At 70.4% G+C, this 16,455-nt stretch carries 13 protein-coding genes; 8 read left to right on the top strand and 5 right to left on the bottom strand.

Features of this window, described 5'->3' with window-relative positions:
• Positions 1-14 precede the first annotated feature (14 nt).
• Genes ACZ5Z0_RS03575 through ACZ5Z0_RS03565 form a run of 3 tightly spaced genes read left to right on the top strand, consistent with a single transcriptional unit; the run spans position 15 to position 2,904 of the window.
• Positions 15-1,172, top strand: coding sequence for an NAD(P) transhydrogenase subunit alpha (locus ACZ5Z0_RS03575; protein WP_464109914.1), 1,158 nt, complete (start codon positions 15-17; stop codon positions 1,170-1,172).
• On the top strand, positions 1,172-1,534 hold the full coding sequence (locus ACZ5Z0_RS03570) for an NAD(P) transhydrogenase subunit alpha part 2 (protein WP_464109913.1): 363 nt from the start codon (positions 1,172-1,174) through the stop codon (positions 1,532-1,534). Before ACZ5Z0_RS03575 ends, ACZ5Z0_RS03570 begins: the two co-directional genes overlap by 1 nt.
• A complete protein-coding gene (locus tag ACZ5Z0_RS03565) occupies positions 1,531-2,904 on the top strand; it encodes an NAD(P)(+) transhydrogenase (Re/Si-specific) subunit beta (RefSeq protein ID WP_464109912.1) in 1,374 nt (457 codons plus the stop codon). Before ACZ5Z0_RS03570 ends, ACZ5Z0_RS03565 begins: the two co-directional genes overlap by 4 nt.
• A gap of 58 nt (positions 2,905-2,962) precedes the next feature.
• On the opposite strand, the gene ACZ5Z0_RS03560 is transcribed toward ACZ5Z0_RS03565, so the two are convergent.
• Complete coding sequence (locus tag ACZ5Z0_RS03560; RefSeq protein WP_464109911.1) at positions 2,963-4,135, bottom strand: Rv2578c family radical SAM protein; 1,173 nt, start codon at positions 4,133-4,135, stop codon at positions 2,963-2,965.
• Between the two features lie 185 nt (positions 4,136-4,320).
• On the opposite strand from ACZ5Z0_RS03560, the gene ACZ5Z0_RS03555 reads away from it, so the two are divergent.
• Entirely contained in the window at positions 4,321-4,515 is a 195-nt protein-coding gene (locus ACZ5Z0_RS03555; RefSeq protein ID WP_464109910.1) for a hypothetical protein, read from the top strand.
• Positions 4,516-4,648: 133 nt separating this feature from the next.
• The gene (pcp, locus tag ACZ5Z0_RS03550) at positions 4,649-5,290 is read left to right on the top strand and encodes a pyroglutamyl-peptidase I (protein WP_464109909.1); all 642 of its coding nucleotides are present in this window, start codon (positions 4,649-4,651) and stop codon (positions 5,288-5,290) included.
• A gap of 36 nt (positions 5,291-5,326) precedes the next feature.
• Here pcp and ACZ5Z0_RS03545 read toward each other — a convergent pair whose 3' ends face one another.
• Positions 5,327-5,965, bottom strand: a complete 639-nt coding sequence (locus ACZ5Z0_RS03545; RefSeq protein WP_464109908.1) for an SIMPL domain-containing protein — start codon at positions 5,963-5,965, stop codon at positions 5,327-5,329.
• 1 nt (position 5,966) lies between these two features.
• On the bottom strand, positions 5,967-6,395 hold the full coding sequence (locus tag ACZ5Z0_RS03540; protein ID WP_464109907.1) for a hypothetical protein: 429 nt from the start codon (positions 6,393-6,395) through the stop codon (positions 5,967-5,969).
• A 225-nt stretch (positions 6,396-6,620) separates the two neighbouring features.
• Here ACZ5Z0_RS03540 and pheS point away from each other — a divergent pair, with 225 nt between their 5' ends.
• Genes pheS through ACZ5Z0_RS03525 form a run of 3 tightly spaced genes read left to right on the top strand, consistent with a single transcriptional unit; the run spans position 6,621 to position 11,064 of the window.
• Positions 6,621-7,682: a phenylalanine--tRNA ligase subunit alpha gene (pheS, locus tag ACZ5Z0_RS03535; protein WP_464109906.1), complete on the top strand. Its 1,062-nt coding sequence runs from the start codon at positions 6,621-6,623 to the stop codon at positions 7,680-7,682.
• A gap of 2 nt (positions 7,683-7,684) precedes the next feature.
• A complete protein-coding gene (pheT, locus tag ACZ5Z0_RS03530; RefSeq protein WP_464109905.1) occupies positions 7,685-10,228 on the top strand; it encodes a phenylalanine--tRNA ligase subunit beta in 2,544 nt (847 codons plus the stop codon).
• A gap of 53 nt (positions 10,229-10,281) precedes the next feature.
• On the top strand, positions 10,282-11,064 hold the full coding sequence (locus ACZ5Z0_RS03525; RefSeq protein ID WP_464109904.1) for a 4'-phosphopantetheinyl transferase family protein: 783 nt from the start codon (positions 10,282-10,284) through the stop codon (positions 11,062-11,064).
• Here the strand turns inward: ACZ5Z0_RS03525 and ACZ5Z0_RS03520 are convergent.
• Positions 11,028-12,401, bottom strand: coding sequence for a M1 family metallopeptidase (locus tag ACZ5Z0_RS03520; RefSeq protein ID WP_464109903.1), 1,374 nt, complete (start codon positions 12,399-12,401; stop codon positions 11,028-11,030). The genes ACZ5Z0_RS03525 and ACZ5Z0_RS03520 overlap by 37 nt on opposite strands.
• Positions 12,402-12,466: 65 nt before the next feature.
• Entirely contained in the window at positions 12,467-16,420 is a 3,954-nt protein-coding gene (locus tag ACZ5Z0_RS03515; RefSeq protein ID WP_464109902.1) for a Pls/PosA family non-ribosomal peptide synthetase, read from the bottom strand.
• Positions 16,421-16,455 lie beyond the last annotated feature (35 nt).

The following is a 16,455-nucleotide window of genomic DNA, read 5'->3' as shown; positions in this document are numbered from 1 at the left end:
GGGAGGAGCAGGACGTGCAGGTCGGAGTCAGGCGGGAACAGCGTGCGGGGGAACGCCGGGTTGCGGCGACACCGGAGACGGTGCGGCAACTGACAGGCCTCGGCCTGGCGCTGCTGGTGGAATGCGGTGCCGGGCTCGAATCCGGCTACGGCGACGCCGACTATGAGGCGGCCGGGGCCGCCCTTGTTCCGGACCTCCCGCTCCGGGCACTGGATGTCCTGCTGCACGTCCGGCCGCTCACCCCTGAGACCGCCGCCGCGCTGAGGCCGGGCGCCGTCACCATCGGCTTCGGCTCGCCGGCCTCGGAACTGCCGTCTGTCGGCGCCCTGGCCGCCGCCGGCGTCACATCCTTCGCCCTGGAACTCGTTCCCCGGATCTCCCGCGCCCAGTCGATGGACGCCCTCAGCTCCCAGTCCCTCGTCGCCGGCTACCGCGCCGTCCTGGAGGCAGCCCTGCGGTATCCGCGGTTTTTCCCGCTCTACATGACCGCCGCCGGCACGATCCCGCCGGCCCGGGTGCTGGTCCTTGGCGCCGGCGTCGCGGGCCTTCAGGCGATCGGCACCGCCAAACGGCTCGGTGCCCGCGTCTCCGCCAACGACATCCGGGCGGCCTCCGCGGACGAGGTCGCGTCGATGGGCGGCACCTTCATCAACCTGGACCTCGACACGCGGGCCGCAGACATGTCCGCCGAGGGCAGCGGCGGCTACGCCCGGGAACTCGGCGAGGACCGCGCCGCCCGGCAGCGCGCGCTCTTGGCGCCGCACGTCGCCGCCGCGGACGTGCTTATCACAACGGCGGCGATCCCTGGCAGGGCCGCCCCGTTGCTCGTCACCGCCGACATGGTGGCCGGCATGCGGGCCGGGTCCGTCGTCGTGGACCTGGCCGCCGAGTCTGGCGGCAACGTCGAGGGTGTCATCGCCGGCCGGGACGTCCTGGTGCCGGTCCCCGGCGGCGCCGTGACACTGGTGGGGATGCAGGACGCGGCATCCGCCGTCGCCTCCGACGCGTCCCGCCTCTATGCCAAGAACGTCGCCAACCTGCTCGCCCTGATGACCACGGACGGTACGGTGGCACCCGACTTCGACGACGACGTCGTCGCCGGAGCCTGCTTGACCCACGACGGCGCCGTCCGGCACGCCGGGACGGCCGCGGCTATGGAGGCGCACAACTAATGGATGCGGTCACGTTACTCACGGTGGTGGTACTCGCCGTCTTCGTCGGCTTTGAAGTCGTCTCCAAGGTCACTAGCAAGCTGCACACGCCGCTGATGTCCGGGGCCAATGCGATCCACGGCATCATTCTGGTCGGCGCGATCATCGTGGCGGGCCAGGCCGACGACCCCTGGCTGCTGGCCGTTGCCCTGCTGGCGGTGGCCCTCGCGACCGTCAACCTGGTGGGCGGCTTTGTGGTCACCGACCGGATGCTGGAAATGTTCAGCCCGCGGAAAGCAGCCGCCGCGCACCCGGCGGCCGGTGCCGGCACCCCGGCCGGCACGTCGGAAGCGCCCGGCCGGGCGGGGGAGGGGCGCCCGTGAGCATCCTCGCCCCCGCCTGGACCGCGCTGTTCTACCTCGTGGCGGCGGTGTGCTTCATCCTGGCGCTCAAGGGCCTCAGCTCTCCCCGGACCGCCCGGCGCGGCAACGCCATCGGCGCCGCCGGCGCCGCGGTGGCGGTCGTGACCGTGTTCCTCTCGGCCCGGCTGGAGAACATCCCGCTGATCCTGGCCGCCATTGCCGTCGGAACCGCCCTCGCAGTTCCGGTCGCCCGGCGCGTGCAGATGACGCAGATGCCCCAACTGGTGGCCTTGTTCAACGGCGTCGGCGGCGGCGCGGCCGCGCTGGTCGCGGTGCTGGAACTCGGGCACAGCGGGGATTCCTGGGTCCGGCTGGCGGTCGTCTTCACCATGCTGGTCGGCGCGGTGTCCTTCGCCGGCTCGGCCGTCACGGTTGGGAAGCTGCAGGAGCTGATCAGCACCCGCCCGCTGTTGTTCCCGGGCATGCCCGCGGTGATGGTGGTCGTGCTGGCCGGCGCGCTCACCGCCGGTGGCTTCATTGTGGGGACGGGCTCGCCCGGCTGGGCCGGTGCGTTGCTGGTGCTCGGACTGGCCGCGGGGCTGCTGCTCGTGCTCCCGGTCGGCGGTGCCGACGTCCCCATTGTGATCTCGCTGCTGAACGCCTTCACCGGCCTCGCCGTCGCGGCGTCCGGGATCGTGCTGGGCAACGTGCTGTTGCTCGTCGCCGGGACGCTCGTCGGCGCCAGCGGCACCATCCTGACCAAGGTGATGGCCTCCGCGATGGGCCGCGGTGTGGCCGGCATCATGTTCGGCGCCTTCCGGGGCGGGTCCACGGCTGGCTCGACCACCCTCAGCGACCGGCCGGTACGCTCATCCTCGCCCGAGGACGTCGCCGTCCAGCTCGGGTATGCCCAGCGCGTCGTGATCGTGCCCGGCTACGGCCTAGCCGTGGCGCAGGGCCAGCACACGGTGGCCGAGCTGGCGACCGCCCTGACCGCCCGGGGAGTCGACGTCGTCTTCGCCATCCATCCCGTCGCCGGCCGGATGCCCGGGCACATGAATGTGCTGCTGGCCGAGGCGAACGTGCCCTACGAGTCGCTGCGGGAACTCGAAGAAGTCAATCCGGAGTTCGCGAGCACGGATATCGTCCTGGTGGTGGGCGCGAACGACGTCGTCAACCCGGCGGCCAAGACGTCCCCGGGGTCACCGATCTTCGGGATGCCCATTCTGGAAGTGGTCCAGGCCCAGCAGGTGGTGTTCCTCAAACGCTCGATGCGCCCGGGTTTTGCCGGCATCGAAAATGAGTTGCTGCACGATCCGAAGACCACCCTGTTGTTCGGCGACGCCAAGGATTCGCTCTCCAGGGTTCTCGGCGCGGTCAAGATCCTTTAGGGGCAGGGGCAGGGGCAGGGGCAGGATCCGGCCAGAGGCCGGGTCCAAACCGCGTTGCTCAGAACAACGTGGGCTGCGCGGCCCCGGCTGCGGAAGCGGCGCTGGCAGCGGCATGGCGCGCCGACGTTCCACCCGCGAACGCGCGCTGCGCCGCCGGGTCGGGGATGCTGCCGGCCGGGTACTGGGCTTCCTCTTCCCGGGGATCGTCGTCGAGGTCCCGGTGGCTGAATCCCGAGGAACCCAAGAACCCGTGCCGGGACTTGAAGTACCGGATCCGCCCGGCCAGCCAGGCCCGGTATTCCTTCGAGGCGTACGACCCGCCGCCGTACAACCGGCGGTACTTGCCGGCGAGCTGCGGGTGTTCCTTGGCAATCCACTGCATGAACCATTCCCGGGTTCCAGGCTTGAGGTAGAGCGCCCCGGCTGTGACACCGGTGGCGCCGGCGGCGGCAAGCGAGCCGAAGAGGGAGTCCAATGCTTCGTCGGAGTCGGAGAGCCATGGCAGGATCGGCATCGCCATCACACCGCAGGGAAGCCCCGCCTCACGCAGCCGGGATACCAGCTTCAGCCTTGCCCGCGGTCCGGGAGTCCCCGGCTCCACCGCTTCTGAGAGCCCTTCGTCAGTCATTGCCAGCGAAATCCCCACACCCACGGGGACCTGGGCGGCAGCGTGCTTGAGCAGCGGGATGTCGCGGGCCAGCAGCGTGCCCTTGGTGAGGATGGATAGGGGAGTGCCGGAGTCGGCCAGGGCGCCGATGATGCCGGGCATCAATTGGTACCGGCCCTCGGCTCGCTGGTACGGGTCCGTGTTGGTGCCGAGGGCGACGTGAAGGCGCTGCCAGGACGGCTTGGCGAGCTCCTTGCGCAGGACCTCGGCCGCGTTGATCTTGACCACCACCTGGCTGTCGAAGTCCAGGCCGGCGTCGAAGTCCAGATAGGTGTGGGTCTTGCGGGCGAAGCAGTACACGCAGGCGTGGCTGCAGCCGCGGTAAGGGTTCACCGTCCACTCGAAGGGCATCCGGGAACCGGCGGCCACCTTGTTGAGCACCGATTTGGCAGTGACCTCATGGAAAGTGACCCCGGCAAACTCAGGGGTGGAGACGGAGCGCACCAATCCGGCCAGCGGCAGCAACGCCGGAGCTGCCGGGCCCGCGCCGGAGGCGGCATCCCCGGATTCCTGCCCGTCGGCTGTGGTGTCAGCTGGCCTGAGTGCCTGCGCGTCCCATCTCATGACTATATTCGAATATATGTTCGATCATAAGTCAAGGATGTCGCATCGCACGTGGCGCCACTAGTCAGCGGTGCCAGCCTTGGGTCGACGGAGAAGTCACCCCCTCCGGGGAACTTCCTCATCATCGGGTTGGAGCTCACCCGAATGGTCGCTCTATGGTGACGGAGCCCCCTTAGGGTGAAGGCATGTTCAAACCAATCCGGTCCCTGCGGCTCCTCGCGGCCCCGGCCGCCGCATTGCTGCTGATGGAGACCCTCTTTGTCCTGGAGGAACGCCATTTCGACCGGAACACCGCGCTGCTGCTGGCGCTCCTCACGGGCATCGCTGTGGCTGAGCTCCTGCCGGCCGCCGCCTTGGGGCTGGTTGATATTCGGGGGTGACAGGACGCCGCCGGCTTCCGCTCGGTGCTTAGGGAAGGATCGGTGATCGGGGAAGGAAATGCCGCGGCCGTAACGGCTGCGGCGCGGCGCACAGCCGTCCGGCTGAAGAACGCGGCGTTGCTAGGCTGGGCCCATGATTCTCCTGACCGGGTTCGAACCGTTTGGCGGCGAAACCACCAATCCGTCCTGGGCCGCGGCGCGCGGAGCCGCCGCCCTGCTTCAATCCGAAGGGCTCGAGGTAGCGGCGGTGGAGCTGCCCTGTGTCTTCGGCGACGCCATCGCCGTCCTGCAGGCCGCCATGGCCGAGCACGGTCCGGAGCTCGTCATTTGCGCGGGCCAGGCCGGAGGTAGGGCCCGCATCTCGCTGGAACGGATCGCGATCAACTGCGACGACGCGCGGATCCCGGACAACGCCGGCAACGCCCCAGTCGACGAGCCCGTGGTCCCCGGCGGCCCGGCGGCCTACTTCAGCACCCTGCCGGTCAAGGCGGCCCTGGCTGCGCTGGGCTCGGCCGGCATTCCGGCGGAGGTGTCCCAGACCGCGGGGACCTACGTCTGCAACCACGTCTTCTACGGCCTGATGCATGCCCTGCGGCTTACCCCCGGCACCCGGGGCGGCTTCGTCCACGTCCCGTACGCACCGGACCAGGTTCCGCCGGGGAGCGGCTTGGCGTCGCTGCCGCTGGAGCACATGACGCAGGCGCTCGCCGTCGTCGTCCGCACCGCGCTGGCGACGACGGCGCACCTCAAGCTCGCAGCAGGCGCCACCCACTAGCACCCCCGCGGGCGCCGGAAACCGCGCCGGTACCGGTCAGTCCAGCAGTTCCCAGACAACGCCGACGGTCGCGATGATACCGGCCGCGCCCGCCTCGACGGTCAGCGGCTCGGACGCCACGGCGCGCTGCATTGCGGCCAGCGGCAGCGGCGGAGCGGTCCCCGGCTGCTGGGTAACGGAGAGGGCCTTGCCCAGCCGCGTTCCGGCCAGTGCGGCGAAATGTTCCGCGGCCGCCCGGGCATTGTTCCACGCGGCCTCACGGGCCCGGGCTTCGACCGCAGCAGGATCCGAGAAGCCCAGTTCGAGTCCGTTGAGGCGGGCGTCGTCCCCGGCGGCCTCGACGGCGGCCGCAATGAGCCCGGAGGACGCCGGAAGGTCGCGAAGCCGGACCGTGAGCATGCTGGAGGCCAGGTAGCCGGACACAATGTGGCCCCGTCCCTCCTGCCAGCTGACCTCAGCCCGGACGTTCAGCCCCGAGGCGGTGATGTCCGGATTTCCGACGCCGTGATCGCGGAGCACGGCCGTGATCGCGGACGAGGCGCGGGCGGCGTCCCGGTAAGCAGCGTCCACGCCCGGGCGCCTGCATTCGACGCCGAGGGAGAGCGTGAGCAGGTCCGGTGCCGCTTCCGCAGTGGCGGAGCCGGTCACCGAAATGGACCTGGGATTTTCCGTCATGTTATGCCTCGTTCCGTTCGTGGGTCGGGAGTGCCTGCGGGTAGCCGCCGGCCTGGAGACCGGCGTGCCGCTCGAAGAAATTGGCGGATCCGGGGTTGCCCGTCCGGATCAAGGACCAGGCCGCCGCCAGGAAGTACAGCGGCAGGAACGGCACCCCGAGGCACCAGGCGTACTGGGTGGCGTGCCGCTCTTCATGACCCAGCAGTGCCGGGTTGGCCAGAGCCTCGTCCGGCCCGGCGCGGAAGAGGACCACATTGCCCACGGTAAACGCCGCCGCGAACGGCAGGCGCCAGCGGTAGCCGGTGGCCAGGAGCAGGCCGCGCGGGCCGCGGCGGAGCCTGGTCCGTGCGCAGGCGGCCAGCAACAGCCCCAGCGGGGTCGAGGCATTCACCACGTTGGCAAGCTGCCGCAGCCGCTGTCCGGGAGTCATGAGGCCATGCTAGCGGGGCACCCGCTTCCGGGATATGACGCGGTGCGGGAGGCCGGCGGCCGCAGCGCCGTCACGTTCGGGCACCTGAGTGCCTTCAACTAGACTGAGGGGAGCGCCCGCCGGAACGATTTTGGCGAGCCCTGCCCTTTGTCAACGCACTGGTCCCTGCTCCTGTTGAAGGTCCTGTGCCGTTGGCATGAACCGACTCGTAGCTAAGAACAGTAGATGACTGAAACTTTGCCGGGCGCCGCCGTCCCGAACCCTCTGGACGAAGCCGCCATCACCGCCGCCGTAGACCAGGCCGTCGCCGCCATTGCCGCGGCCTCGACGCTCGATGAACTCAAGGCCGTGCGGCTCGCCCACACCGGGGAAAAATCCGCGCTGAGCCTCGCCAACCGGGAAATCGGCGGGCTGCCCAAGGACCAGAAGGCCGCAGCCGGCAAGCTCATGGGCGCCTCCCGCGGACGCGTCAACAAAGCGCTCGCGGACCGTACCGCCGAGCTCGAAGCGGAGAATGACGCCCGCATCCTGGTGGAAGAGACGGTGGACGTCACCGCCGCCCCGCGCCGCCGTCGTGCCGGTGCGCGCCATCCGCTGTCGACGCTGCAGGACCGCGTCGCGGACATCTTCGTGGGCATGGGCTGGGAAATCGCCGAGGGTCCCGAGGTCGAGTCCGAGTGGTTCAACTTCGATGCGCTGAACTTCAAGCCGGACCACCCTGCCCGCGAAATGCAGGACACGTTCTTCGTGGAGCCGCCCGAGGCGCACTTGCTCATGCGCACCCACACCTCCCCGGTGCAGGTCCGCTCCATGCTCGAGCGCGACGTCCCGATCTACGTGCTGTGCCCGGGCAAGGTCTTCCGCACCGACGAACTCGACGCCACGCACACGCCGGTGTTCCACCAGTTCGAGGGCCTGGCCATCGACAAGAAGCTGTCCATGGCCGACCTGCGCGGCACCCTCGAGCACTTTGCCCGCCAGATGTTCGGCGACGAGGCCCAGATCCGGCTGCGCCCCAACTACTTCCCGTTCACCGAGCCGTCCGCGGAACTGGACATCTGGCACCCGGGCGCCAAGGGCGGCCCGCGCTGGATCGAGTGGGGCGGCTGCGGCATGGTCAACCCCAATGTGCTGCGCGCAGCCGGCATCGATCCGGACGTCTATTCAGGTTTTGCCTTCGGCATGGGCATCGAACGCACCCTCATGTTCCGCAATGAGGTCGGCGACATGCGCGACATGATCGAAGGCGATGTACGTTTCAGCGAGCACTTCGGGATGGAGATCTAACAGTGCGTATCCCACTTTCCTGGCTGCGTGAATTTGCAGCCGTACCGGCCGGAGCGAGCGCCGAAGACGTGATGGCGGACCTCGTCAAGGTCGGCTTTGAAGAAGAAGCAGTCCACCGTCCCACCGACGCCCTCCAGGGCCCCGTGGTGGTGGGCCAGGTGCTGAGCATCGTCAAGGAACCCCAGACCAACGGCAAGACCATCAACTGGTGCCAGGTCCGGGTGGTCCCGGAAGGCCAGCAGCAGACCCTGACGGGCGAGGGCATCGACCCCTCGGGCGTCCAGGGCATCATCTGCGGCGCCCACAACTTCGTGGAGGGTGACAAGGTGGTGGTCACCCTTCCCGGCGCCGTGCTGCCCGGGGACTTCCGCATCTCCGCCCGCAAAACCTACGGGCACCTCTCCGCCGGCATGATCGCCTCCGTGCGTGAGCTCGGCATCGGCGAGGACCACGACGGCATCCTGGTGCTCTCCCGGATCGGACTGGACCCGGAAATCGGCACCGACGCCATGGAGCTGCTGGGCCTCTACGACCAGGCCGCCGAAATCAACGTCACCCCGGACCGCGGCTACGCGTTCTCGATCCGCGGCGTGGCCAGGGAGTACGCCCACGCCACCGGCACGCCCTTCACCGACCCGGCGTCCAAGGTGCAGGCGCCCGCGGACCTCACCGGCGGCTACGGCGTCAAGCTCAACGACGACGCGCCCATCTACGGCAAGCCCGGCTGTGACCGTTTCGTGGCCCGCACCGTCCGCGGCGTCGACGCCACCCGGCCGACCCCGCCGTGGATGAGCTCCCGGCTCCGGCTCGCCGGCATCCGTTCCATCTCGCTGCCGGTGGACATCTCCAACTACGTCATGCTGGAACTCGGCCAGCCCACCCACTGCTACGACCTCGACACGCTGTCCGGCGACATTGTGGTCCGGCGGGCGGTGGCCGGGGAAAAGATCACCACCCTGGACGCCAAGGAACGCACGCTCGACGTCGAGGACCTCCTCATCACCGACGGTTCCGGCGCGATCGGCATCGCCGGTGTGATGGGCGGCGCCGCCACCGAGGTGTCCGACGCCACCACCAACGTCCTGATCGAGGCCGCGCACTTCGACGAAGTGTCGATCGCACGCTCCCGCCGCCGCCACAAACTGCCGTCCGAGGCCTCCAAGCGCTTCGAACGCGGCGTCGACTGGCACATCGCCCCGGTGGCCGCCCAGCGGGTTGTTGACCTCCTGGTCGAGCTCGCCGGCGGCACTGCCATGGCCGAGGGGACCGACGTCGGCACCGCACCGGACGCCGTCGCCGTCGAACTCCCCGCGGCCTTCGCCGCGGAGCGGATCGGCATCGACTTCACCGAGGACCAGATCCTGACCTCGCTGCAGGACCTCGGCGCCGTCGTCGAGAAGACCGGCACCGGCTACGCCGTGACGGCCCCGAGCTGGCGCACCGACCTGGAAACCAAGGAGGACCTCTCCGAGGAGATCGCCCGCCTGGTCGGCTACGACAAGATCCCCGCCACCCTGCCCGTGGCCCCTCCGGGACGCGGACTGACCCGCGTGCAGCAGCAGCGCCGCCGGCTCGTCCAGGCCCTGGCGGACGCCGGCCTCACCGAAGTGCTGGCCTACCCGTTCGTCTCCAAGGCCGCCAACGACACCTTCGGGACCCCGGAGGCCGGCGCGGAGCGCAAAGCGCTCAAGCTGGCCAACCCGATCAGCGAAGAGCACGGCTACCTGCGGACCTCCATCCTGCCGGGCCTGATCGAGGTCGCCAAGCGCAACCACTCCCGTGGCTTCCGCGACCTGGCGCTGTTCGAGTCCGGGCTGGTCTTCCTGCCCGGGGACACGCTGGGCACCGCCTCCATCCCGCCGTTGGGCGCCAAGCCCGCCGACGAGGTGCTGGACGGCCTGTACGACGGCGTCCCGGACCAGCCGTTGTACCTCGCCGCGGTGCTGACCGGCCACGATTCGCCTGCCGCACCGGCGCATGCGCCCCGCGCCTGGGACTGGGCTGACGCGCTGGACATCGCCCGGCTCGCCGGCGACGTCCTCGGCGTCGAGATCGTCATCAGCCAGGGCCAGCACCAGGCCTTCCACCCGGGACGGGCCGCTCAGCTGGCGCTCCGCAACGGTGAGGTCCTGGGCTACGCCGGCGAACTGCACCCGAAGCTTCTCGCGGCGCACGACATGCCGGCCCGCTCGGTGGCGCTGGAACTGAACGCCGACGCACTGTTCGAAGCCGCCGCCGACGTGATCGTCGCCCGGCACATCTCCACCTACCCGGTGGCCACCCAGGACGTCGCCCTCGTGGTGGCGGCCGAGGTTGCCGCGGACGAGGTGCTCGCCGCCCTGCGTGAAGGTGCAGGGGAGCTGCTCGAGGACGTCGCACTGTTCGACGTATATGCGGGCAAGGGCATCGAAGAGGGCAAGAAGTCGCTGGCCTTCAACCTGCGCTTCCGCGCCGATGACCGGACGCTGACCGCCGACGAGGCCTCGGCGGCCCGGGACAGCGCGGTTGCCGCCGCCCATGAGCGGTTCGGTGCGGTCCAGCGCTAACGGCACATAGCCTCCGGAGCTAACCACCGGCGGTAAACACGGGAGGGCGGGATATGACATCGCAGCTAATGGTGCGGTCGGTCCCGCCCTTCCGCGTTTCCGGCGCCGCGGAAGTCCCCGGAGCCACGGGATCCCTGGAGGCGGCAGCCCGTGGGCTGTTGGACGACGTCGAACTCGGCCGTGCGCGGGCGCTGGAACCCCGTCCGCGGCAGGACTTCCTGGCCGGCCGGCTGGCGCTGCGGAGCTTTGCGGCGGAACTGCTGGGTGTGCCGGCGGCGGACCTCCGTGCGGCCTACGACTGTCCGCAGTGCGGCCCCGGAAGTCCGCACGGCCGACCCGGCTACACGCTGCACGGTATGCCGGCGCCGTTGCTGCTCAGCCTCTCGCGGAGCGCAGGCTGGGTCCTGCTGGCAGCAGTGCCGGATCCGGCACCGGGACTCCGGCTCGGCGTCGACGTGCAGGAACCTGCGGGCACGGACTTTGCCGGCTTCGACGAGCTGGTGCTCGGCCCGGCCGAACGCGCGGGCCTGCGCAGCTTGGCCGGCACCGTGCTGTTGGCCGAACGGGCCCGGCTCTGGGCCCGTAAGGAGGCCTGGCTCAAGCTGTGCGGTACCGGGCTGCGGACCGCGCCGGACAGCGTGGAGGTGCTTGAGCACCCCGGCATCAGGGACCTGCCGCCCGCCGAATCCGGGCTCCCCGCGCACTTTGCCGCCGCTGTCGCCTTGGCCGGCACTCCGGACGGCCTCCCATCCGGGACCACCGCCGGGACCACCGGCGCGCCAACCGCCGTAAGCGGTGGTCAGCCGGCGGGCAGCGGCGGCAGCGCCTCTTCATAGAGCCAGGGGTGCAGCACGGCCTCGGCGTCGATCCCGGTGACCCGCTGCGCTGCCAGGATAAAGTCCTCCGTCGTGACCGAGCCGTGCCGGCGCCCCCCGGTCCAGTCGTGCAGGAGTGCGAAGAACGCCAGATCGCCGCAACTGAGGCGGATCGCGTGCAGGGCGAGGGCGCCGCGTTTGTAGACGCGGTCGTCGAACATCAATTCCGGCCCGGGATCACCGACCAGCAGGTCCTGGTCCTCCCCGTTGAGCATCCTCCAGGCGGCCCGGGCCCGGTCGGCCACGGTCATGACCCGCGCCTCCTCGGACCAGATCCATTCGGCATAGCAGGCGAAGCCTTCGTGCAGCCAGATGTCCCTCCACGAGGCCGCAGTCAGCGAATTCCCGAACCACTGGTGGGACAGTTCGTGGGCGATCAGCCGCTGCGATTCCCAGTCCTGCCCCAGGTGGTTGCGGCCGAAAATGGACAGGGACTGCGCCTCCAGCGGGATTTCCAGGGCATCTTCGGTGACCACCACGGTGTAGCCGGCGAAGGGATACGGCCCAAAGCAACTGGTGAAGGTCCGCATCATCTCCGGCTGGCGGGCGAGCCCGGTGCGGGCCTCGGCCGAGAGCTCCGCCGGCACCGCTGCCACCTGGGCAACGTCGCCGGCAGACCGCTCCGGGTTGAGGGGAAGCAATTCGTACCGGCCGATCTGGACCGTGGCGAGGTAGCTTGCCATCGGTTCGGACTGCTCGTAAACCCAGGTTTCGCGGCTGGACCGGGCCTGGTGGGAGACCAGCACACCGTTGCAGACGGCCCGGTAGTTCGCATCCGTGGTGACCGCGATCCGGTAGCTGGCCTTGTCCCGTGGGTGGTCGTTGCACGGGAACCACGACGCCGCGCCGTTAGGCTGCCCGGCGACCAGGACGCCGTCGCTGAGCTCCTCCCAGCCGACCTCGCCCCAGAGTCCGCGGCGCGGGGCCGGATTGCCGTCGTAGCGGATGTCCAGGGTGAATTCGTCGCCGGGCAGCAGCGCCGCGTCCGGCACCACCACGAGGCGTTCGGCCCGCTGCGTGAACTTGCGCACTTTCCGGCCCGGCATCAGCACCTTGGTGGCCCGGAGTCCGGTCAGGTCCAGGACAATGGCGGAGCTCTGGCGCCGAGCAACGGCGTGCAGCGTCGCCCGGCCGGCGAGGTGGTTGCTGTTGATCCGGTAGTCGAGCTCGAGCTCGTAGCGGGTCACCCGGTAGACCTCGGTGCCGTGGCCGGGCATGTACGGGTCCGGGGCCTCCGCTGGATGATCGGGAGGCAATTCAGCGGGAAATTCCTCGGCGGCTGAAGCGGTTGGACTCATCAGTTGGCCTTAGTGGTTGCGGTGGGCGTGGTGCTCTCGGTGTGTCCTGCACGGACGGGGCGGGGCTACTTCGGCTTGGGCGCCGGAACGTCCGGGCCGCCCCACGGGCTGACCGGATTTCCCATCCAGTACGTGGCGGCCGGCACCGTTTCACCCCTCATCACCAGTGATGCAGGGCCGACCGTGCCCCCGTTGCCGATCCGGGCGCGCGGCAGGATCACTCCGTGCGGGCCCATCGTGGCCCCGTCTTCGAGGGTAACAGTGTCGATGCTCATGACCCGGTCGTGGAACAGATGGGTCTGGACCACGCAGCCGCGGTTGACCGTGGCGCTGCGGCCCAGGGTGACAAGGTCCGCCTCGGGGAGCCAGTAGCTTTCGCACCACGTTCCGGCCCCGATCTTGGCGCCGAGGGCGCGCAGCCACCACACCAGCGCAGGAGTGCCGGACGCGGCCCGCGCGAACCATGGGGCGCTGACCATCTCGATGAAGGTGTCCACCACCTCGTTCCGCCAGATGAAGGAGCTCCAGAGCGGGTGCTCGCCGGGGCGGATGCGTCCCACCAGGAGCCACTTGGCGACGACGGCGCTTCCGGCGGCGACGGCGCCGGCGAGCAGGACCACTACACCGCCCAGGAGCGCCGCCACCGCGTAGTTGAAGGTGCCCGCCAGCCAGTCCAGGGCCACGAGCACGCCGGCGGCCACGGCGACGGTGAGCATCACCGGGACAAAGCGGCAGAGTTCCCACAGGGCACGCGCCAGCTTTAGCCGCCTCGGCGGCTGGAAGGTGCGCGTGTCGTCGGAGGCGATGGCGGTCCGTCGCAGCCGCACCGGCGGGCTGCCCAGCCAGGAGGTGCCGGACTTCGCCTTGGCAGGGGTCGCGGAGAGCACGGCCACGAGGGAGTTCTTGGGGACGTTCCGTCCCGCGGCCGTCATCCCGGAGTTGCCGAGGAAGGAGCGTTTCCCCACCTTTGCCGGCGCGATCCGCATCCAGCCGCCGCCGAGCTCGTAGGACGCGATCAACGTGTCATCGGCCAGGAAGGCGCCCTCGCCCACGGTCGTCATCTTCGGGATCAGCAACACCGTGGACGCCTCCACGTTCCTGCCGATCCTGGCGCCGAGCAGCCGCAGCCAGACAGGCGTGAAGAGGCTGGCATAGACCGGAAAGAGCAGGTCGCGGGCCAGGTCGAGGACCCGCTCCGTGGCCCAGACCTGCCAGCCGATCCGGCTGCGCACCCGGTAATAGCCGGCGCGCAGGCCGATCCCGAGGAGCCGCGTGCTGGCGAGGACCAGCAAGATGTTTGTGCCAAACCACGCCAGGGCGGCCAGCGGGAGCGACACGGTCAGCTGCGGCAGGGCCTCGGCCAGTGAGTCCCGGCCCTGGATGAAGCCGAACATCACCAGCGCGGCGGCCGCGGCGGACACGTAAGGGATCAGGGCCAGCACGGCGGAGGCGGAGGCAAAGCCGGCAAACCAGAGCCGGCCGATCAGGTGGTGCTCCGGAGGGGTGTCCGGCCAGCCTTGTTTTGCCTTGCCCCGGCGTTCCGCGGGGGACCCGGCGACCAAGTGACCGGCCTTGACCCGGCCGAGGACAGCGGAGCCCGGTTCCACCTGCGCCCCGGCACCGATGCTCGCGCCGGGCATGAGGGTACTGCGGGCGCCGACGACGGCCCCGGCGCCGATGCGGATCGCGCCGATGTGGACCGAGTCGCCGTCGATCCACCAGCCGGAGAGATCGACCTCGGGTTCGATGTTGCAGCCGTTGCCGAGCGAAAGCATTCCCGTGACCGGCGGCAGCGAGTGGAGCTGGACGTTGGTGCCGATGGTGGCGCCGAGGGCCCGGGCGTAGTACGGCACCCACGGCGCGCTGGCCAGGCTGATAGCGCCCGCGAGATCCTGGATCTGCTCGGCCAGCCACAGGCGCAGGTGGACCTTGCCTGAGCGGGGGTAGCTTCCCGCGGCGACGTTGCGCAGCAGGAGCCGTGCCGCGGCGACCGAGATCGCCATCCGCCCCGCGGGGCTCACGAACACCAGCCAGGACGCCGCCACCCACCACCAGGACACCGTCGGCGCCGCGGTGAAACCGGCCAGGGACGACAGCAGGTTGTTTGCCACCATCAGGTACGTCAGCCAGCGCATGCCGACGAGGATATGCAGCGGAACACCCAGCAGCGTCTGGGCCCATTGGGCGCGGCGGGAGGTGGGACGCACGGACCGCTCGCCGGCAGCGGCGGCCCCGCCCTCCGGCAGGGACTGGCGCGCGGCGTCGATCAAGGCGCCGATCCGGGGTGTGGCGTAGATGTCCGCCACCGTGATCGTCGGGTAGCGGACCCGAAGGGCGGAGACGAGCTGGGCCGCGGCCAGGGAACCGCCGCCGAAGGCGAAGAAGTCGGCGTCCAGGTCCGCTACGGGCCCGCCCAGCACGGCACTCCACTGTTCGACGATCCAGCGGGCGTCGTCGGGCAGGTTCAACGGCGCCGACTCGGCGTCCGCGGCGCCGGCCCCGGCCAGCGGCCACGGCAGGGCATGCCGGTCCACCTTGCCGCTGGTTTTGGTCGGCAGGGCGTCCACAACGGTGAGCAGCGGGATCAGCGGGGCGGGCAGGCTGGAAGCGAGCAGGGCCCGCGCAGCCGGGAGGTCCAGCTCGCGGCCGTCGACCGGGGAAAGGTAACCGACCAGCACCTGGTTCCCGGCCGCCGTCGTGCGGACTGCCGCCGCCGCGCCGGCGACGTCGGGCAGGGACTGGAGCGCGGCGTCGATCTCGCCGAGCTCGATCCGGCGGCCGCCGAGTTTGACTTGTTCGTCGGCGCGGCCGACGAAGATCAGGCCCTCCCGTTCGTAGCGGACCAGGTCGCCGGAGCGGTAAGCGCGGGACCAGCCCAGGGCCGGCAGCGGAGCATACTTTTCCGCGTCCTTGGCCGGATCGAGGTAGCGGGCGAGCCCGACGCCGCCGATAATCAGCTCCCCGATGCCGCCCTCGGCGACCGGCACCCCGTCGGAGCCGACGACGGCGAGGTCCCAGCCGTCCAGCGGCAGCCCGATCCGGACCGGTCCCGGCCCGCCCAGCCGCGCGGCGCAGGCGACGACGGTGGCCTCGGTGGGCCCGTAGGTGTTCCAAACCTCGCGTCCGTCCACGGCGAGGCGTTCGGCGAGTTCGGGCGGGCAGGCCTCGCCGCCGAAGATCAGCAACCGGACGCTTTCCAGTGACTCGGCGGGCCACAGCGCGGCGAGGGTGGGCACCGTGGACACCACGGTGATGCCGTGGTTGATCAGCCAGGGGCCGAGGTCCATTCCGGTCCGGACCAGGGCCCGGGGCGCCGGAACCAGGCATGCCCCGTGCCGCCACGCGAGCCACATTTCCTCGCAGGAGGCGTCGAAGGCCACGGAGAGTCCGGCCAGCACCCGGTCCTGGGGCCCGACCGGCTCGGCCTGCAGGAAGATCCGCGCCTCGGCGTCGACGAACGCGGCCGCTGAGCTGTGCCGCACCGCGACGCCTTTGGGGGTGCCGGTGGATCCGGAGGTAAAGATGACCCAGGCGTCGTCGGCGGTGACCGGCTGCCTGGCGGCCGGGAACGGCCGGGGGCGGCCGGTATCCGCGACGATGGTTCCGCCGGCGCGCAGGATGCCAGAGACGCGGGCCTCGCCGAACACCAGTTTGGCGCGCTCGTCGGGGTCGTCCGCGTCCACCGGAACGTACGCCGCCCCGACGAACATCACGGCCAGGATCGAGATGTAGAGCTCGTTGGTGCCCGAAGGGATCCGGACGCCGATCTTGTCGCCGGCGCCGAGCCCGGCGAGATGCAGTTTCCGCGCGGCGGCGCGGACCTCGTCCATCAGCTGGGCATAGCTGAGCGACCGGTGGCCGTCGTCGAGCGCGGAGGCGTCGGGGAAGCGGGCGGCAGTCTCCTGCAGGACATCAATCAGCGTCCGTTCCGGCGGTGCAGCGAAGGCGCCCGGCAGTTGCGGCTGGTAGGCGGGGCTGGCCGGGGGAGTTCCGCCGGCGGGCGGTGGCTGCTCGATCACAGCGTGATTCTCCTCGGGGCAGATGAACGGAAGAA

This window comes from Arthrobacter sp. T2-23, assembly GCF_055398325.1.
Note: the sequence above shows the minus strand (reverse complement) of the source record. Positions and strands in the feature narration are given on the sequence as shown.